This is a genomic window from Janthinobacterium sp. 64, from assembly GCF_002813325.1.
Lineage (GTDB): Bacteria > Pseudomonadota > Gammaproteobacteria > Burkholderiales > Burkholderiaceae_D > Janthinobacterium.
Genome location: NZ_PHUG01000001.1, coordinates 418,913 through 436,810 on the forward strand (window position 1 = coordinate 418,913; position 17,898 = coordinate 436,810).

General features: G+C 65.1%; 17 protein-coding genes. 11 read left to right on the forward strand and 6 right to left on the reverse strand.

Features of this window, described 5'->3' with window-relative positions; genetic code table 11:
* Positions 1 to 10: 10 nt before the first annotated feature.
* Entirely contained in the window at positions 11 to 547 is a 537-nt protein-coding gene (locus CLU91_RS01905) for an ankyrin repeat domain-containing protein (protein WP_100872743.1), read from the reverse strand.
* Between the two features lie 39 nt (positions 548 to 586).
* Entirely contained in the window at positions 587 to 1,786 is a 1,200-nt protein-coding gene (locus CLU91_RS01910) for a YbfB/YjiJ family MFS transporter (protein ID WP_100872744.1), read from the reverse strand.
* Positions 1,787 to 2,097: 311 nt separating this feature from the next.
* On the opposite strand from CLU91_RS01910, the gene CLU91_RS01915 reads away from it, so the two are divergent.
* From CLU91_RS01915 to CLU91_RS01950, 7 genes are all read left to right on the forward strand, one after another.
* A complete protein-coding gene (locus CLU91_RS01915; RefSeq protein WP_100872745.1) occupies positions 2,098 to 2,772 on the forward strand; it encodes a CsgG/HfaB family protein in 675 nt (224 codons plus the stop codon).
* Positions 2,773 to 2,780: 8 nt separating this feature from the next.
* Entirely contained in the window at positions 2,781 to 3,149 is a 369-nt protein-coding gene (locus CLU91_RS01920; RefSeq protein WP_425269243.1) for a DUF4810 domain-containing protein, read from the forward strand.
* Positions 3,146 to 3,808: a DUF799 domain-containing protein gene (locus CLU91_RS01925; RefSeq protein ID WP_100872746.1), complete on the forward strand. Its 663-nt coding sequence runs from the start codon at positions 3,146 to 3,148 to the stop codon at positions 3,806 to 3,808. Before CLU91_RS01920 ends, CLU91_RS01925 begins: the two co-directional genes overlap by 4 nt.
* Before the next feature lie 172 nt (positions 3,809 to 3,980).
* Positions 3,981 to 4,334 carry a hypothetical protein gene (locus CLU91_RS01930; RefSeq protein ID WP_157814542.1) on the forward strand — a complete coding sequence of 118 codons (354 nt, stop codon included), beginning with the start codon at positions 3,981 to 3,983 and terminating at the stop codon, positions 4,332 to 4,334.
* A gap of 445 nt (positions 4,335 to 4,779) precedes the next feature.
* Positions 4,780 to 5,190 carry a hypothetical protein gene (locus CLU91_RS01940; protein WP_157814543.1) on the forward strand — a complete coding sequence of 137 codons (411 nt, stop codon included), beginning with the start codon at positions 4,780 to 4,782 and terminating at the stop codon, positions 5,188 to 5,190.
* A gap of 125 nt (positions 5,191 to 5,315) precedes the next feature.
* Positions 5,316 to 5,981 (forward strand): response regulator transcription factor, encoded by a 666-nt coding sequence (locus tag CLU91_RS01945; protein ID WP_100872750.1) that lies wholly within the window; start codon positions 5,316 to 5,318, stop codon positions 5,979 to 5,981.
* The gene (locus CLU91_RS01950; RefSeq protein ID WP_100872751.1) at positions 5,975 to 7,285 is read left to right on the forward strand and encodes an ATP-binding protein; all 1,311 of its coding nucleotides are present in this window, start codon (positions 5,975 to 5,977) and stop codon (positions 7,283 to 7,285) included. The genes CLU91_RS01945 and CLU91_RS01950 overlap by 7 nt, the downstream gene beginning before the upstream one ends.
* 69 nt (positions 7,286 to 7,354) lie before the next feature.
* On the opposite strand, the gene CLU91_RS01955 is transcribed toward CLU91_RS01950, so the two are convergent.
* Complete coding sequence (locus tag CLU91_RS01955) at positions 7,355 to 7,993, reverse strand: NAD(P)H-dependent oxidoreductase (protein ID WP_100872752.1); 639 nt, start codon at positions 7,991 to 7,993, stop codon at positions 7,355 to 7,357.
* Between the two features lie 120 nt (positions 7,994 to 8,113).
* Positions 8,114 to 9,112, reverse strand: a complete 999-nt coding sequence (locus CLU91_RS01960) for an aldo/keto reductase (RefSeq protein WP_100872753.1) — start codon at positions 9,110 to 9,112, stop codon at positions 8,114 to 8,116.
* Between the two features lie 100 nt (positions 9,113 to 9,212).
* Here CLU91_RS01960 and CLU91_RS01965 point away from each other — a divergent pair, with 100 nt between their 5' ends.
* Complete coding sequence (locus CLU91_RS01965) at positions 9,213 to 10,100, forward strand: LysR family transcriptional regulator (protein WP_232730586.1); 888 nt, start codon at positions 9,213 to 9,215, stop codon at positions 10,098 to 10,100.
* Here CLU91_RS01965 and CLU91_RS01970 read toward each other — a convergent pair whose 3' ends face one another.
* Positions 10,101 to 11,186 (reverse strand): ATP-binding protein, encoded by a 1,086-nt coding sequence (locus CLU91_RS01970; RefSeq protein ID WP_100872754.1) that lies wholly within the window; start codon positions 11,184 to 11,186, stop codon positions 10,101 to 10,103.
* Positions 11,186 to 11,938 (reverse strand): response regulator, encoded by a 753-nt coding sequence (locus tag CLU91_RS01975; RefSeq protein WP_100872755.1) that lies wholly within the window; start codon positions 11,936 to 11,938, stop codon positions 11,186 to 11,188. Before CLU91_RS01975 ends, CLU91_RS01970 begins: the two co-directional genes overlap by 1 nt.
* 133 nt (positions 11,939 to 12,071) lie before the next feature.
* On the opposite strand from CLU91_RS01975, the gene CLU91_RS01980 reads away from it, so the two are divergent.
* The 3 genes from CLU91_RS01980 to CLU91_RS01990 are packed head-to-tail and all read left to right on the forward strand — an operon-like array spanning position 12,072 to position 17,773.
* Positions 12,072 to 13,229, forward strand: coding sequence for an efflux RND transporter periplasmic adaptor subunit (locus tag CLU91_RS01980; protein WP_100872756.1), 1,158 nt, complete (start codon positions 12,072 to 12,074; stop codon positions 13,227 to 13,229).
* A gap of 33 nt (positions 13,230 to 13,262) precedes the next feature.
* A complete protein-coding gene (locus CLU91_RS01985; protein ID WP_100872757.1) occupies positions 13,263 to 16,409 on the forward strand; it encodes an efflux RND transporter permease subunit in 3,147 nt (1,048 codons plus the stop codon).
* A complete protein-coding gene (locus tag CLU91_RS01990; protein ID WP_100872758.1) occupies positions 16,409 to 17,773 on the forward strand; it encodes an efflux transporter outer membrane subunit in 1,365 nt (454 codons plus the stop codon). The genes CLU91_RS01985 and CLU91_RS01990 overlap by 1 nt, the downstream gene beginning before the upstream one ends.
* The last annotated feature ends 125 nt before the right edge of the window (positions 17,774 to 17,898 follow it).

Here is a 17,898-nt window from a genome sequence, read left to right on the forward strand (position 1 = left end):
CCTGCATCGACTACGCTGTCGTCTGCCCCAGGCCGGCCAGACGGGCCAGCGTCTCCTGTGCATTCATTGACTTTGCCAGTGACACGGCAGTCATGCCGCGGCTGTCCACGGCATCGATGCGGGCGCCGTGTTGCAGCAGCAGGTCGAAGATGGCCAGGCGGTTGAACATGGCGGCCATCATCAACGGTGTCTTGCCGTCGGGACTGTTGCCTTCCACCTTGGCGCCATGCCGCAGCAGCAGTTCGGCGATCTCCAGGTTGCCCTTGTAGGCCACGCCGGCCAGCGGCGTCTGGCCCTGGTCGTTGGGCACGTTGGCGTCGGCGCCCGCTTCGAGCAGCAGGCGCGACGTTTCCAGGTGGCCGAGGTAGCTGGCCAGCATGATCAGGCTGTCGCCTTTTTCGTTGCGGAAGTTGACGGGTACGCCTTGCGCGAGCATGGCGCCCAGTTGCTGCGTGTCGCCTTCGCGCACCAGGGCAAACAGGCCCTGGATGAATTCCAGCGTTTCGGCATCCATCGTTGCCGGGGCTTTTCGTGCATCGGTGTTCATCGTGATCTTTCTGCGCAGGTGGGCTATGCCAGCAGTCTACTATGCGGCTGGCGCCAGCGCCTTTTGCCGCGCGGCCAATGCGGCGCCGATGAAGAGGGCGATGGCTGAGGCGATCAAGCCCCGCTCCAGTCCTGCCGGGCCGTCCGCGATCCAGCCGACCGCGATGGGGCCGACGATCTGGCCCAGGGCGAACACCGTCGTGTAGGCCGTTATGCCGGCCGTCCACGATTGCTGCGGCAGATTATGCCGCACCAGGGCCGTGGTCGACGCCACCACCGACAAGAAGACGGCGCCGAAGACGAGGCCGGAGAGGAACACGACGGGCGCAAAGTGCGTCAGCGCGGGCAGGATGGTGACTGCGCCCAGCACGCCATTCAATATCGCCAGCGATTCGCCGCCCTTGTAGCGGTCGAGCATGCGCGCCCAGATGCGCGACGACGCCACCACCGCCAGCCCCAGCAAAGTGTAGAACACGGTGATCAGGGTAGCGCTCATGCCTTGCTGCTTGAGCAGGGCGATGACGAAGGTCATGTAGCCGATGTAGCCGACGCCAAACATGAAATAGCCGGCCAGGCTGGGGGCAAAATCGCGCCAGGCGAAGCGCCGTGGCGTGTCGAGGGCGCGCGGCGCTTCGCCGATGGCTTTCGCCGGCAAGGCCATGATGGCGGTGGCGAGCAGGCAGGCGATGCCCAGTGCCAGCCAGGGCCATTGCCAGGCATGCGCGGCGCCATGCTCTTGCGCAGCGGCCAGTGCGGCCGGCACCAGCAGGGCAGACAGCGCAATGCCGAAACCCGTGCCGCCGTAATACAGGCCGATGTAGAAGCCGGCGCGCTGGCTGTGCATGGAACCGAGCCGCGCCGCCAGCACGCCGCCGGCGATGAAAATGAAGGCGCTGGCCACGCCCGCGCACACGCGCTGCAGGAACAGGGCGGTCGTATCGCTGACGAGGCCCGACATCAGCATGAAGATGCTGGCCAGCACGGAACCAATGATGAGCAAGCGCCATACGCCCAGGCGGCGCATCAGCGCTGGCGTGGCCAGGGCGCCCAGAAAATAGCCGAGCGCATTGAAGGTGTTCATGGCCCCTGCCAGCAGGTAGGACCAGCCCAGGTCGGCGCGCATGGGCGGCAGCAGCAAGCCATACGAAAAACGCGACAGGCCCAGCGCGACGGCGGCGCCCAGCGACAGGGCCAGCGCGGTGGCCAGCGGATGGGCCGGGGAGTGATCGTGTGTGGGCATGGCCTGGTGACCCGTCTATGTGAACAGCGTGGCGTTGGCGCCGGGGTGGAGCAGGCCGGCGGGCGAGGTCTGTGAGGGACAGTGACATAGGGCGCTGACGACACGCTTTTTTACTGCCAAGTTAATGAATTGGAACAGGGATGTCAAGCAGGGCCACACCTGTGTATGGCAGGCAATAGTGCAATCCTTGCCATCGTTACTTTTGGAGAGAATTATGAGACATGCAATACCATATAATTGCAATTAGGAAATTAACTTGCTTAAAATCAATTTCGCAGGTGGCTCCTGATCTTCCATCTCATAAGGGCACTATGAACAAGAATAAACCCGGCGCGTTGTTGGTTGCAGCGCTGATTGGCGCGGCCTTGGCTGGCTGCGCTTCCGAATCGTCGCAAGCTTTGGCTGTCCCCACGGTTGCCAGCGCGGCCCGTCCCTACGTTGGTCCACGCACGCTGATCGCTGTCGGTAAATTCGACAACCGCTCGAACTTCATGCGCGGCATCTTTTCCGATGGCGTCGACCGCCTGGGCAGCCAGTCGAAAACGATCCTGATTGCGCACCTGCAGACGTCCAACCGTTTCAACGTGCTCGACCGCGACAACATGGCCGAGCTCAAGCAGGAAGCCGACTTCAAGAAGCAGGGCCAGAATATCAAGGGCGCGGACTTCGTCGTGACCGGCGACGTGACCGAATTCGGCCGCAAGGAAGTGGGCGACAAGCAATTGTTCGGCATCATGGGCCGCGGCAAGACGCAAGTGGCCTATGCCAAGGTGACCTTGAACGTCGTCAATATCGCCACCTCGGAAGTCGTGTACTCGGCTGGCGGAGCCGGCGAATACAGCTTGTCGAACCGTGAAGTGCTGGGTTTTGGCGGCACCGCCAGTTATGACGCCACCTTGAACGGCAAAGTCCTGGACCTGGCCATGCGCGAAGCGGTCGAGCGCCTGGTGGCTGGCGTCGAAGCAGGCGCCTTGCGCAAACAATAAGGTATCCCATGAAAACAATGATGAACAAGGGCGCAGCCCTGCTGGCGATGCTCGCCTGTGCGGCCCTGACCGGTTGCGCCACGCAATCGAAGACGCTGTACCAATGGGAAGGCTACCAGCCGCAAGTGTACGAGTACCTGAAAGGTGAAAGCCCCGAGCAGCAGATCGCCGCCATGGAAAAAGACTTGCAAGTGATCGCTGCGAAGGGCAATCACGCGCCGCCGGGCTACCACGCCCACCTGGGCATGCTGTACTCGATCGCCGGCAAGCCGGAGCAGGTCGCCGCGCAGTTCGAAGACGAGAAAAAACTGTTCCCGGAATCGACGCCGTACATGGACTTCCTGTTGGGTAAATTGAAAAAAGGCGAGAAATTATGATGTCGCGCATGTTGAAAATGGCCCTGTGCCTGGGTCCCGCCATCTTCATGGTCGGTTGCGCCACCAAGCAGGCAGCCTACGATTACACCGCATTCAAGGCAGCCAAGCCCCGCTCGATCGTGGTCTTGCCGCCGCTGAACAACTCGCCGGAAGTCAATGCCGGCAACAGCGTCTACGCGCAAGTGACGTATCCGCTGGCCGAAGCGGGCTACTACGTGCTGCCGGTGGCCGTGGTCGGTGAAACCTTCAAGCAGAACGGCTTGACGAACGCCGCCGATATCCACGGCGTCGATACGAAAAAGCTCAACGAGATCTTTGGCGCCGATGCGGGCCTGTACGTGACGATTTCCAAGTACGGCACCACGTATGCCGTGATCGACAGCGTGACCGCGGTATCGGTCGATGCCAAGCTGGTCGACCTGAAGACGGGCGCCTTGCTGTGGCAGGGCGCGGCCAGCGCATCTAGCAACGAAGGCAATAACAGCGGTGGTGGCGGCCTGATCGGCGCCCTGGTGACGGCGGCGGTCAAGCAGATCATCAACACCAGCACCGACGCCAGCCATCCTATCGCCGGCACGGCGAATGCGCGCTTGCTGTCGGCCGGCGTGCCGAATGGCTTACTGTACGGCCCCCGTTCGGAACGCTACCTGGCGCAGTAATCGTCTGGTAGCTGCCGCACAGGTCCTGCATCCGCCAGGGCCTGTTGCAGGCAGTGCCAGGCGAGCGCCGCCGCATCGTTTGCAGTGATGACCAGCGCCAGAGGAAATCGCGGACTCATCGTCCGGCGCTGTTTTTCTTGAGTCCGGGCAGAGCCAGAGCAGGGAGCAAATGATGGTTACGAAAATTGACACCAGCGACAACGTGGAATCGGACGAGATGCGAGGCAAGACCGTGCCGGGCACCAGCGAAGCGTTCGTCTGCGATCATTCAAGCCCGCCCGACGTGCACAGTCATGGCGCCGGCGACGACATGAAGATGACGCCGGAGCGCCAGTCACAGCAACCACAGGCCAGTCTGACGCAGCAGCAGGACGGCGCGATCACCAAGACCAATCCCTACAGCCAGTTTGACAGCGACTGGTACGTCAACGCCAGGCCCGTCATGACCATGCAGCCTGACGATACGCACGCTGCCACGGCGCAATCCGTGGTGCCGGCCACGGCCACGGAAGGGGACGTGAACTAGAAGCGCTGCCGGGGCTATTCTAGCGAAGGCGGTGCACTTTGCGAGGCGCGGGCCGCCGTATGCTTTTCCAGCGACTGGCTGCTGCAGCATCTGGAATTGCGCGGCGATCGGGAGCGTCTGCTGGAGATGATGCGGGGAGGAAAAAAGTTTCCACTTGAGAACTTTAAGAATCTTGCGCAATGCAGGGCGGCCCCGCGTTTTCTCCTGTATGAAGCGCAACTGGCGTGTGTGGTCTTCGACGCAATCAGGTACGCGAAGGTCCGTTCGCTGTTGCAAGAGCTGCCGCGCTTGGCATTGCTCGATTTCAAGCACTGCCCGGACCGCACATCGTTGTCGAGCGTACGCGCGTGGATAGCCCGCTTGCCGAGACCATCATCGTGAAGTGACGGCAGCGGCCGGTGGAATATTTCCGGCAAAATTGCATGGACTGCCAGGGGAGTTGAAGATGGACGACAGATTGCAAATAACGGCTGCGGCGTTGCGCAAGATGGGCTCTGCACAGGCGGCTGACTGCCTTATCACGCGGTATCCAGTGGATTCGCCCGATTATTGGGATGTGTTTCAGGTGCTGCCGCATGTGTCGTGGAAGCGGGCGGATCAGATTCGCCTGGCGCAGCAGTATCTGCAGAAAATGCCCTTTGCCAGCGCAAAGCCATATGAAATTTTTGCCGCGCTCATGGCTTTCGATGCCTTGATCGGCGTTTTGCACGCACAACTTCCTGTCCAGGAGAGCAAGCGCGATTTGCTGCTTTATTATCTGCAACCCGTGCTGGAGGCATCTGCCAGGACGGATGCGCAGCGCGAGCGTCTGCGCCTGTTTCTGGCTGACGTCAATTATCCGCAGGAGGCTGCTTAGGCGTACAGGAACATTGGCAACCCTTGCCACCTGGTGTGGATGGCCTCGGTAGCGCAGCCAGCGCCAAGCCGGCTTGCGCCAGCCAAGGTAAGATGTCGCTATTTTATGCGATTGTGAGGGTCCGGGTGCGCGTGTTGCTGGTGGAAGACGATCCGATGATCGGGGAAAGCCTGGTCGAGGGCTTGCGCGGCGAGTGCTATGCCGTCGACTGGGTGCGCGACGGCCACGATGCGGAGCTGGCGCTGGCTGGTTTCGCCTACGATTTGATGCTGCTGGACCTGGGCTTGCCCGGCAAGCAGGGCATGGACGTGCTGCGCAGCATGCGCGCGCGGGGCGCCGAGTTGCCCGTGCTGATCGTCACGGCGCGCGACGGCACGCCGGCCCGCGTGGCAGGCCTGGACAGCGGCGCCGACGATTACCTGGTGAAACCGTTCGACCTTGACGAGCTGCTGGCGCGCATCCGCGCGCTGCTGCGCCGCCGGGTCAGCCGTTCGCGTTCCGTCATCGAGCATGGCGCGCTGATCCTGGACCTGGCCAGCCACGACGTCACCTACGAAGGCGCACAGGTCAAGCTGGCGCCGCGCGAGTTTTCCGTGCTGCGCGCCTTGCTCGACCATCCGGGCAAGGTGGTGTCGAAGCGCCAGCTGAGCGAAAAGCTGTACGGCTGGGATAGCGAAGTGGAAAGCAATACCGTCGACGTCTACGTGTACCAGCTGCGCAAGAAATTCGGCGCGGACTGCATCCAGACCGTGCGCGGCGTGGGCTACAAGATGCGGGCAGTATCTTGCTGACCATCCGCCGCCAGTTGTTGCTCGGTTTGCTGGCGGCCACCTTGCTGTGCGTGCTCGGTGCCGGCATTTCGCTGTTCCGCTCGCTGTTGGAAGAAGCCAATGAACTGGCCGATTTGCAGCTGCGCCAGCTGGCCGTGGCCTTGCCCGACGAGTTCGAGCCGCAGACGGACTCGCCGGCCGCGCAAGAGCCGGAAGAAGCGTTCGTGCTGCAGGCGTGGGACGAGGATGGACAGCCCTTGCCCGTCTTGCCTGACCAGCCGGTACTGCCGCGCTATGCACTGGCCGGCTTTGCCGATGTCACGTTGCGCGGCGAAGACTGGCGCCTGTACGGCGAGACGCGGCGCGGCCGCTACGTGCAGGTGGCGCAGGCGCAAGCCGTGCGCGACCAGCTGGCCTGGCAGATGACCATGCGCGCTGGCGCGCCCCTGCTGGCGTTCGCGCTGATCCTGGCGCTGCTGATCGTCGCCGTCGTGGGTCGCGCGCTGGCACCGCTGCACCGGCTGGCCGAATCCGTGGCGGGCCGTTCGCCCGACGCACTGACGCCGCTGGCGGCCGACGACATGCCGCCCGAGTTGCGGCCCGTGGCGCTGGCGCTGAATGGCTTGATGCGGCGGTTCGAGGCGGCGCTGACGGCGCAGCGCACCTTTGTTGCCGATGCGGCGCATGAATTGCGCTCGCCGCTGACGGCGCTGAAACTGCAGCTGCAAGTGGCCGAGCGGGCCGGCAGCGAGGAAGAACGCCGCGTGGCGCTGGCGCGGCTGCACGAAAGGCTGGACCGCAGCACGCACCTGGTGCGGCAATTGCTCAGCCTGGCGCGCCATGAAACGGCGCTGACGGCCAGCCAGCTGCACACGGTGGACCTGGGCCAGTTGCTGGAAGCGGCCGTGGCCGACCACAGCGCGCTGGCCGATAGCCGCGACATCGACCTGGGCGTGGTGGAAGCGTCGCCAGCCAGGATATTGGTGCAGGCCGATCCCGACGGTTTGCAAGTGCTGCTGAATAACCTGATCGACAACGCCTTGCGCTATACGCAGCAGGGCGGCAGGGTCGATTTGCAGGCGGCGCTGGAAGAGGGCAGGCCGCTGCTGCGCGTGTCCGACAACGGCCCCGGCGTGCCGCAGCAGCACCATGCGCGCCTGTTCGACCGCTTCTTCCGTCCCGACGGCAACGACGCCTGGGGCTGCGGCCTGGGCCTGTCCATCGTGCGCCACATCGCCGAGCACCACCAGGCCGATATCGCGCTGGCCGACGGCGAGGCGGGACGGGGACTGCAAGTGACGGTGCGCTTTCCGCAAGCGGCGTGAACGGTCAAAAAAAAGCGGATGCCGGCGAGGGCATCCGCTTTTCAGTCAAGGGCGAGGCGCTGAAAACGCTCAGGCCAGCTCGGTGATGAACTGTTCGCGCGCAGGGCGCACTTTTTTCAGGTCCACCAGCCAGTCGCCTTCGTCGGCGCGGTAACCGAGCGGCAGCATGACGACGGAACGCAGGCCTTTTTCACGCAAGCCCAGGATCTCGTCGACCTTGGCCGGATCAAAACCTTCCATCGGCGTCGAATCGACTTTTTCCTGCGCCGCTGCGATCAGGGCCGTGCCCACGCCGATATACGCCTGGCGCGCCGCGTGCTGGTAGTTGGTTTCCGCATCGCGCTGCGGGTACGCGGCCAGGATTTGCTGGCGGTACGCTTCCCAGCCTTCATTCTTGAAGCCGCGCACTTCATTGACCAGGTCAAAGCGCGCGTTGATGCGTTCTACCGTGTAATTGTCCCAGGCGGCAAACACCAGCAGATGCGAGGCGTCCGTCACTTGCGACTGGTTCCACGCATGCGGCTTGATCTGTTCGCGCAGGGCCGGATTCGTCACGACGAACACTTCATACGGGTGCAGTCCGCTGGAGCTGGCCGTCAGGCGCACGGCTTCCAGGATGCGCTCGACCTTGTCTTGCGGCACCGTTTTCGTCGGGTCCATCTTCTTGGTGGCGTAGCGCCATTGCAGTGTTTCGAGCAGTGCGGACATGTCAATCTCTTTCATAATGAATAGTTCAGATTGGAAATGATAGCGGATTCGGGCATTTCAAGTGCAAAGGTGCAAAGAATTGCTTGTCGTACTCAAGTTAGCGCACTCAAGGCCTGTTGTCTACAGGCCAAGCATGGCAAGCTCATGTTGCGGGTAGCGCGCGCCCTGCACGCTGGCGGGCGCGATGGCCGCGCCGATGGCAGCCAGCTCGGCGTCGCTCAATTTGATCTGCGCGGCGGCCACGTTCTCTTCCAGGTGCGCCACGCTGCGGGCGCCGGGAATCGGCACGATGTCAGTACCTTGCGCCAGCAGCCAGGCCAGCGCCAGCTGCGCCGCCGTCGCGCCGCGCGCCGCCGCCAGGCGCCGCAGTTCGGCCACCATGGTCGCGTTGGCCGCCATCGCCGGCGGCTGGAAGCGGGGCAGGCTGTGGCGGTAATCGTCGGGCGCCAGCGCGGCGGCGGACGCAAGCTGGCCCGTCAAAAATCCCCGGCCCAGCGGGCTGTAAGGGACGAAGCCGATGCCGAGCGCGCGGCAGGCGGGCAGCACCTCCGCTTCCACGTCGCGGCTCCACAGCGAGTATTCGGACTGCACGGCCGCAATCGGGTGCACGGCGTGGGCGCGGCGCACGGTGGCGGCCGACACTTCCGACAGCCCCAGGTGGCGCACCTTGCCCGCCCGCACCAGCTCCGCCATGGCGCCGACCACGTCTTCGATGGGCACGGCGGGGTCCACGCGGTGCTGGTACAGCAAGTCGATGCATTCGATGCCGAGCCGGGACAGCGAACCTTCCACGGCTTGCACGATGTGTTCGGGCCGGCTGTCGACACCCGCCATGCGTTCCACGCCCTGGCCGTGCGGCAATATCTTGAAGCCGAACTTGGTGGCGATGTGGACCTTGCCGCGCAGCTGCTTCAGGGCGCGCCCTACCAGTTCCTCGTTGGCGTAGGGGCCGTAGACTTCCGCCGTGTCGATCAGGCTCACGCCCAGTTCCACGGCGCGGTGCAGCACGCGCAGCGAGGTGGCCTCGTCCGCGCCGCCATAGGCAAAGCTCATGCCCATGCAGCCCAGGCCGATGGGGGCGACGCGCAAGCCGGTGTTGCCCAGTGTTCTGTGTTCCATTTTTCACTCCTCTTCAAAAAAAGATGCAAGGAGTATGGGTGAAGCAACAGCATGCGATAAGATGGTTAATCCTGCATGTATTGCTGAATGAAACTCATGAATGATGGCTGACCTCAACGAATTGACGGCCTTTGCCGCCGTCGCCCGCCTGCGCAGTTTTCGCCATGCGGCGCTGGAACGTGGCGTGTCCGCCTCCGCCCTCAGCCACGCGCTGCGCGCGCTGGAAGAGCGCCTGGGCGTACGCCTGCTGAACCGCACCACGCGCAGCGTCACGCCGACCGAGGCGGGCCGGCAGCTCCTGGCGCGGCTCACGCCGGCCATGCGCGAAATCGACGACGCCTTGCAAGACTTGAGCACCTTGCAGGATGTGCCCACAGGCAAGCTGCGCCTGAACGTGCCCCGTCCGGCCGCGCGGCTGCTGCTCGCGCCCATGCTGGCCGGTTTCGTCGCCCGTTATCCGCGCGTGCAGGTCGAGGTGGTGACCGACGACGGCATGATCGATATCGTGCGCGATGGTTTTGACGCGGGCATCCGCTTCGGCGAACAGGTCGCGGCCGACATGATCGCCGTGCCCGTGGGCGCGCCGCAACCGTTCGTGGTGGTGGGCTCGCCCGCCTACCTGGCGGCGCATGGGGCGCCAAGCATGCCGCGCGACTTGCTGGAACACGCCTGCATAGGCCGGCGTTTTCCCAGCGGACGCCAGTATGCGTGGGAGTTCGGGCAGGACGGGGAGGGTGTCAGCATTGCCGTCGGCGGGTCGCTCGTGTTCGACGACGATGCACTGATGCTGCGCGCGGCGCGCGATGGCGCGGGGTTGGCCTATGTGTACGAGGCCGATGCGCGCGCCGATATCGCGGCAGGGCGCCTGGCGTGCGTGCTGGAGCACTGCCTGCCGCCGCCGTCGCGCTACTTCCTGTATTACGCGGGCCGGCGGCAGATGCCGGCCGTCTTGCGCGCTTTTGTCGACATGCTGCGCGCGCCGGCGTAGTCAGCCGGCGGGCGGCGGCGGGGCATGCTCGACCGGCCACTTCACGGTAAACACGCTGCCGCCCGCCTTGCCGCGCGTGCAGACGGCGCTGCCGCCGTGTGCGCGCGCGATGGCCTCGACCACGGCCAGGCCCAGGCCGCTGCCGGCATGCAGGTCGGCGCCGTCGCTGTCACCGCGGCGAAACGCCTCGAATACATGCTGTGCCAGTTCCTCGGCAATGCCGGGCCCCGCATCCTCGACGCTCAGGTAGTACTGGCCAGCTTGCACGCGCGTGCGCACGCGCAGCAGGCCCGGATGCGCATAGCGGCGCGCGTTGTCGAGCAGGGCCAGCACGATCTGCCGGATGCGCGCCGCGTCGCAGCAGACGGGATGGTCAGACAGGTGCAATTGCAGGGTAAAGCCGGCCGCGGTCATCTCCGGCGCCAGCAGCCGGCGCACTTCCTCGATTTCCAGGGTCAGGTCCGTCCACGCCATGCGCAGCTGCATGTGGCCGCTGTCGGCCAGGCTCAGGGTACGCAGGTCCTCGATCAGGCGGCCCAGGTCCTCGACTTGCGCCAGCAGGCTGGAAAACGGCACTTCCTCGGGCTTGAAGACGCCGTCGACGACGCCTTGCAAGGTGCCGCGCAGGATGGTCACGGGCGTGCGCAGTTCGTGCGCGATGGCCGCGTTCCACGTTTCGCTTTCCTTGGCGCCCCGCTGCAGGCGCTCGGCCATGCTGTTGAAATCATCGACCAGCATGGCCGTTTCGCCCAGGCTGCGGTCGCCGGCAAACGCGCGCGCGGACAGGTCGCCATGGGCCACGCGGCGCACGCTGTCCATCACGGAATTGATCGGTTTCAATATGCGCGAGGCCAGCTTGAGGGCGAAAAACGCGGCCAGGCCCAGGCCGAAGATGGTGATGGCGAAGATCCACAGCCATTCGACGGTGCTGGGCGACCAGTCGTCCGGCTCGGACAGCATGCCGGGATCGATCTTGAAGGCGATGGCAAAAAACATCCAGGAACCGATCCAGATGATCAGGATGCTGCTGACCATCAGCACGGACATCGACAGGATGATCTGCCGGTTCAGGCCCGTGAAGCGCATCAGTCGCTTTCCAGCCGGTAGCCCACGCCGCGCAGGCTGGCCGGCATGTTCATCACGCCCGCTTCTTCCAGCTTCTTGCGCAGCTTGCTGACGTGGCTATCCACCGTGCGTTCCATCGAATTGCTCTCGGGCATGCACGACTCCAGCAATTCCAGGCGGCTGCAGACGCGGCGCGGCGTGCGCGCCAGGTGCGCCAGCAGGCGAAATTCCGTCAAGGTCAGGCTGAGCATGAGAGGCTGGGCCATGCCATCCTGCAGGACGCTGGCCACATACGTTTCCTGGTCGATTTCGATGGGGCCGCAGCGCAGGCGCTGGCCGCCCACCGGGTGATGGCGCACGCGCGAGCGGCGCAGCACGGCCGCCACGCGGGCCACCACTTCGGCCGGATTGAAGGGCTTGATGATGTAGTCGTCGGCGCCCACGCGCAGCGCGGCCAGCTTGTCGGCATCCTGGTCGCGCGCCGTGAGCATGATGACGGGCGTTTCGCCGCGCCGCCGCACTTCCGTCAGCACGCCCCAGCCATCGACACGGGGCATCTGCACGTCGAGCAGCAGCAGGTCCGGCGCCAGCGCCAGGTGCTGCTGCAGCGCTTCCTGGCCATCGAGGGCGAAGGCCGTGCGGTAGCCGTCGCGCTCGAGGTAACCGGCGAGGATGCGGGCGATTTGCGGTTCATCTTCGGCGATCAGGACGAGGGCGGAAGGCGGCGTGGTGGCAAGGAAGGACGGCTGGCTGGCGCTGTGATGATAGTTCATGCGCGGAGTCTAGCATTCTTCGCCGTCTCCATCGAATCTCCACATTTCTTTGACGGAACATCCACGCAAGGCTTTTATGCTGCGCGTATCTGTCGACCGGACCGCCGGTTGGGATCTGCCATAGAGAAAGACCATGCATCCGAGCTTCTTCACCAAAAAAAATAGTTTGATCGCCGCGGCGCTGCTCAGCCTTGCCGCCTGTTCCCAACCCGCGCCGGAAGAAGGCGCGGCGCCGCCCGCCGCCGTCACCGTGCTCAAGCTGCAAGCGGCGCCCGTGGTCCTCAGCGACGAATTGCCGGGCAGGGTGGCGGCCTTCCGCACGGCCGACATCCGCCCGCAGGTGGGCGGCATCGTGTTGCGCCGCCAGTTCGAGCAGGGCGCGGAAGTAAAAGCGGGGCAGAAGCTGTTCCAGCTCAATCCCGCGCCGTTCCAGGCGGATGTCGATTCGGCCGCCGCCGCCCTGCAGCATGCGGTGGCCACGGCGAAGCGCGCCAGCAGCCAGGCCGACAGGTTAACACCGCTGGTGGAAGCGGACGCCATCAGCCGCCAGGCGTATGACGACGCCGTGGCCCAGCGCGAGCAAGCCGTGGCCACCGTGGCGCAGGCGCGGGCCAGCCTGGCGCGGCGCCGCCTGGACCTGGCCTTTGCCAGCATCGAAGCGCCCATTGCCGGGCGCATCGGCTCTGAACTGGTGACGGAAGGCGCGCTGGTGGGCCTGGCCGATGCCGCGCCGATGGCGCGCATCCAGCAGATCGACAAGGTGTATGTCGACGTGCGCCAGCCGGCCGCCGCGCTGGCCGCGCTGCAAGCCTCCGGTAACGGAGGCGCGGACAAGCTGCCCGTGACCATTCTGGGCGCCGATGGCCAGCCGCATCCCGTCACGGGCCGCATCCTGTTCTCGGGCATCAGCGTCGATGCGGGCACGGGCGACGCCGTCGTCCGCGTGCTGGTCGACAATCCGCAGCGCCAGCTGCTGCCGGGCATGTTCGTGCGCGCCCGCATCGCGCGCGCCGTGCAAGCCAATGGCGTGCTGCTGCCGCAGCAAGCCGTCTTGCGCAGCAGCGATGGCCAGGCGCAGGCCTGGGTGCTCGATGGCACGAACAAAGCGAGCCTGAAACCGATCGCCGTGGGCGACGTGGTCGAGCACCAGTACGTGGTCAATGGCGGCTTGAAAGCGGGAGACACCGTCGTCATCGAAGGCCAGGAACGCTTGCAGCCGGGCGCCACCGCCGCGCCGCAGCCGTGGAAGCCGGCCGTCGTGGCAACGGCGGCTGCCGCCAAGGCCCGTTGATGCCCACTTTGAATACAATGAAAGCCTAACGACATGCCTCAATTTTTCATCAACCGCCCCGTCTTTGCGTGGGTGGTGGCGGTCTTCATCGTCCTGTTCGGACTGATCGCCATACCGCAATTGCCGATTGCGCGCTTCCCTTCGGTGGCGCCGCCCAGCGTCAGCATCAGCGCCAACTACCCTGGCGCCACGCCGCAAACCATGAACGATTCCGTGGTGGGCCTGATCGAACGCGAACTGTCGGGCGTCAAGCACCTGCTGTATTTCGAGTCGTCCACCGATACCTCGGGTTCGGCCTCGATCACCGTCACCTTCCAGCCCGGCACGAACCCGGAAATGGCGCAGGTGGATGTGCAAAACCGCCTGAAAGCCATCGAGCCGCGTTTGCCGCAAGCCGTGCGGCAAAATGGCTTGACGGTGGAATCGGCGTCGTCAGGCTTCCTGATGATCGTCAGCCTGATTTCCGACAATGGCCAGCACGATGAAGTGGCGCTGGGCGACTACCTGGCGCGCAACGTGACGGAAGAACTGCGCCGCATTCCCGGCGTGGGCAAGGTGCAGCTGTTCGGCTCCGAGCGGGCCATGCGCATCTGGGTCGATCCGGCCAAGCTGGTGTCGTACAACATCGCCATGGGCGAGCTGACGGCCGCCATCGCGCAGCAAAATGCGCAGATCGCCCCGGGCCGCCTGGGCGATTCACCCGCCGTGCACGGCCAGCGCGTCACCATCCCGCTGACGGTGCAGGGCCAGTTGCAAACGCCGGCCGAATTTGCCGCCATCGTGCTGCGCGCGAATGCGGACGGCTCGAAAGTGACCATCGGCGACGTGGCGAAAGTGTCGCTGGGCGCGCAAAGCTTCAACTTCAGCATCCGTGAAAACGGCCAAGCCGCGTCGGGCGCCGCCGTCATGCTGTCGCCCGGTGCCAACGCCGTGCAGACGGCGGCCGCCGTGCGCGCGCGCATGGCCGAACTGGCGCACACCATGCCGGCCGGGATCAAGTATTCGGTACCGTTCGACACGGCGCCGTTCGTGAAAATCTCGATTGAAAAGGTGATCGTCACCCTGCTGGAAGCGATGGTGCTGGTCTTCCTCGTCATGTACCTGTTCCTGCAAAAGATACGCTACACCCTGATACCCGCCATCGTCGCGCCGATTGCCCTGATGGGCACCTTCACGGTGATGCTGCTGGCCGGCTATTCCGTCAACGTGCTGACCATGTTCGGCATGGTGCTGGCCATCGGCATCATCGTCGACGATGCCATCGTGGTGGTGGAAGCCGTCGAGCGCCTGATGGCCACCGAGGGCTTGTCGCCGAAGGAAGCGACGTCGAAAGCGATGCGCGAAATTACCGGTGCGGTCGTGGGCATCACCCTGGTGCTGACGGCCGTGTTCATCCCGATGGCCCTGGCCAGCGGTTCCGTGGGCGCGATCTACCGCCAGTTCACCCTGGCGATGGCCGTCTCGATTTTGTTCTCGGCGTTCCTGGCCTTGACCCTGACGCCGGCCCTGTGCGCCACCATGCTCAAACCCATCGGCCCGCACGACCATGACAAGAAGGGCTTCTTCCTGTGGTTCGACCGCCAGTTTGAGCGCATGACGGCGCGCTATGAAAAAGGCGTGGTGGCGATGGTCAAACGCGCCGGCCGCTCGATGGTCGTATATGGCGCCATCGTCGCGGCGCTGGGCGTCGCTTTCATGCAGCTGCCATCGGCCTTTTTGCCGGAAGAAGACCAGGGATACTTCATCACCTCGATCCAGCTGCCGTCCGACGCCACCATGGAGCGCACGCTCGATGTCGTCAAGCTGTACGAGCAGCACGTGGCCACGCGGCCCGGCATCGAAGTGAACCAATCGATCCTTGGCTTCAGTTTTTCCGGCGCGGGGCCGAATGCGGGCCTGGCGTTCACCATGCTGAAGGACTGGAAAGAGCGCAACGGCGCCACGGCGCAGGAAGAAGTGGCGCTGGCGCAGGCCGCCATGTCGCAGGCGAAGGAGGGCGTGATCATGAGTTTGATGCCGCCCGCCATCGATGAACTGGGCAACTCGTCCGGCTTTTCCATGCGCTTGCAAGACCGCGCCAGCCAGGGCATCGCTGCCCTGCAGGCGGCGCAGAACCAGCTGCTGGGCCTGGCCGCGCAAAGCGGCAAGGTGGCCGGCGTGTATCCGGACGGCTTGCCGCCGGGCGCCAGCGTGCGCCTCGATATCGACCGCACCAAGGCCGAAGCGCTGGGCGTGTCGTTTACGGCCATTGCCGACATGCTGACGGCGGCCATGGGTTCGACCTATGTCAACGATTTCCCCAACGCTGGCCGCATGCAGCAGGTGATCATCCAGGCCGATGCGCCGTCGCGCATGCAGTTGAACGACGTACTGGCCCTGCGCATCCGCAATAACGCGGGCGGCATGGTGGCGCTGGGTGAACTGGTGCGCCCCGTGTGGAGCGAGTCGCCGCTGCAGCTGGTGCGCTACCAGGGTTACCCTGCGGCGCGCATTTCGGGCAGCGCGGCACCCGGTGTGTCGAGCGGCGACGCCATGCTGGAAATGGAGCGGCTCGTGAAGCAATTGCCGCCCGGTTTCGCGCTGGCGTGGACGGGCCAGTCGCTGCAAGAGAAGGAATCGGCGTCGCAAGCACCGATGCTGATGGCGCTGTCGATGCTGGTGGTCTTCCTCGTGCTGGCGGCCCTGTATGAAAGCTGGTCGATTCCCGTCTCCGTGATGCTGGTCGTGCCTTTGGGCTTGCTGGGCGCCGTGCTGGCCGTGATGTTGCGCGGCATGCCGAACGACGTGTTCTTCAAGGTGGGCATGATCACGATCATCGGCCTGTCGGCGAAGAATGCGATTTTGATCGTCGAATATGCGCGCCAGCTGCAGGCGCAAGGGCGTGGCTTGGTCGAAGCGACGGTGGAAGCGGCTAGATTGCGCTTGCGCCCGATCTTGATGACGTCGCTGGCATTTGCGCTGGGCGTGGTGCCGCTGATGCTGGCCACGGGCGCCAGCGCCGAGACGCAGCACGCGATCGGCACGGGCGTGTTCGGCGGCATGATTACCGCCACCGTGCTGGCCGTGTTTTTCGTGCCCGTGTTTTTTGTCGTGGTGCTGGGCGCCGTCGACAAGATGGGCGCGTACTTCAAGAAACGCAATAATCACACTGCGCTTAAAGCGGTGGAAGGAGAGTTGTAATGCGTTTATTCTTTATCACGCCGCTGGCCGCGCTGGCCTTGTCGGCGTGTTCATTGACGCCGCCGCTGGTCAAGCCGGCGGCGCCTATCCCTGCCAGCTATGGCGAACTCGCTGCGCAGGGTAGCGCCGCGGACCTGGGCTGGCGCCAGATGCTGCTCGATGCGCGCCTGCAGCGCCTGGTCGGCATCGCGCTGGAAAACAACCGCGACTTGCGCGTGGCGTCCCTCAACGTGGAAGCCGTGCGGGCGCAGTACCAGATCCAGGATGCGGGCCGCACTCCCGCCATCGGCGCGAATGCGGGCGGCGTGCGCCAGCGCGGCGCCGACGCGGTAACGCAAAACCAGTTCACGGCCGGCATCGCCATGAGCGCGTTCGAGATCGACCTGTTCGGCCGCCTGCGCTCGCTGTCGGACGCTGCGTTCGCGCGCTACCTGGCCACGCAGCAGGGCCAGCGCGCCGCGCACATGGCCCTGATCGGCGCCGTGGCCGACGCCTATCTGGAACAGCGGCTGGCCGAGGAGCAGCTGGCGCTGGCGCGGCAAACCCTGCTCGACTGGCGCCAGGCTTTAGTCCTGACGCAGCGCCTGCACGGCGCGCAGCAGGGCAGCGGCCTGGACGTGGCGCAGGCCGAAGGGCAGGCGGCGACGGCGGAAGCGGACGTGCAGGCGCGCGAGCGGGCCAGTCTACTTTCGCGCAACAACCTGGAATTGCTGCTCGGTGCGCCGTTGCCAACGGATTTGCCGGCTGGCCGGCCTCTCGATGGCCAGCCCGTGCTGACGCAGCTGCCTGCCGGCCTGCCGTCGGACTTGCTGGCGCGCCGCCCGGACATTCTGCAAGCGGAATACGCGCTGGTGGCGGCGAATGCGGAAATCGGCGCCGCGCGCGCTGCTTTCTTTCCGCGCCTGTCCTTGACGGCGTCGCTGGGCTTTGCCAGCCCGGAACTCGGTGACCTGTTCCGCGGCAGCGCGCGCAGCTGGTCGTTCGCGCCGCAAGTGACGCAGCCGCTGTTCCAGGGCGGCCAGCTGCGCGCGGAATTGCAGTTGTCGCGCTTGCGCAAGGACGTGGCCGTGCTGCAATACGAACAGGCGATCCAGGCGGCGTTCCGCGACGTGCGCGACGGCCTGGCCGGCAGCGCCACGTATGCGCAGCAGATCGCTGCGCAAGAACGCGTGGTGGTCGCGGCGCGGCAGCGTCAGCGCCTGTCACAGCTGCGCTACGACGCGGGCCAGGACAGCCGCCTGGAACTGCTCGACGCGCAGCGCCAGTCGTACGCGGCGCAGCAAACCCTGCTCGACGCGCGGCGCGACCAGTTCAAGTCGGCCGTGGCCTTGTACAAGGCGCTGGGGGGAGGGCTGGAAGAGTAGCAGCGCGGATCTGCTCCCCTGCAATGGCTTCATTCAGGAGAAATCATGCGAGACAGCGATCTTTTAAGCAAGATCAACGACGGTGTATTTTTTGAAAGCATCTTCGGGCCGGAGCGCGATTGGAT

Coding starts and splice junctions, on each gene's coding strand:
- CLU91_RS01910 (WP_100872744.1), bottom strand. CDS start 1,786: ATGCCCACACACGATCACTCCCCGGCCCATCCGCTGGCCACCGCGCTG.
- CLU91_RS01920 (WP_425269243.1), top strand. CDS start 2,781: ATGAAAACAATGATGAACAAGGGCGCAGCCCTGCTGGCGATGCTCGCC.
- CLU91_RS01990 (WP_100872758.1), top strand. CDS start 16,409: ATGCGTTTATTCTTTATCACGCCGCTGGCCGCGCTGGCCTTGTCGGCG.
- CLU91_RS01905 (WP_100872743.1), bottom strand. CDS start 547: ATGAACACCGATGCACGAAAAGCCCCGGCAACGATGGATGCCGAAACG.
- CLU91_RS01965 (WP_232730586.1), top strand. CDS start 9,213: ATGATGGCTGACCTCAACGAATTGACGGCCTTTGCCGCCGTCGCCCGC.
- CLU91_RS01970 (WP_100872754.1), bottom strand. CDS start 11,186: ATGCGCTTCACGGGCCTGAACCGGCAGATCATCCTGTCGATGTCCGTG.
- CLU91_RS01930 (WP_157814542.1), top strand. CDS start 3,981: ATGGTTACGAAAATTGACACCAGCGACAACGTGGAATCGGACGAGATG.
- CLU91_RS01985 (WP_100872757.1), top strand. CDS start 13,263: ATGCCTCAATTTTTCATCAACCGCCCCGTCTTTGCGTGGGTGGTGGCG.
- CLU91_RS01925 (WP_100872746.1), top strand. CDS start 3,146: ATGATGTCGCGCATGTTGAAAATGGCCCTGTGCCTGGGTCCCGCCATC.
- CLU91_RS01955 (WP_100872752.1), bottom strand. CDS start 7,993: ATGTCCGCACTGCTCGAAACACTGCAATGGCGCTACGCCACCAAGAAG.
- CLU91_RS01975 (WP_100872755.1), bottom strand. CDS start 11,938: ATGAACTATCATCACAGCGCCAGCCAGCCGTCCTTCCTTGCCACCACG.
- CLU91_RS01915 (WP_100872745.1), top strand. CDS start 2,098: ATGAACAAGAATAAACCCGGCGCGTTGTTGGTTGCAGCGCTGATTGGC.
- CLU91_RS01960 (WP_100872753.1), bottom strand. CDS start 9,112: ATGGAACACAGAACACTGGGCAACACCGGCTTGCGCGTCGCCCCCATC.
- CLU91_RS01940 (WP_157814543.1), top strand. CDS start 4,780: ATGGACGACAGATTGCAAATAACGGCTGCGGCGTTGCGCAAGATGGGC.
- CLU91_RS01980 (WP_100872756.1), top strand. CDS start 12,072: ATGCATCCGAGCTTCTTCACCAAAAAAAATAGTTTGATCGCCGCGGCG.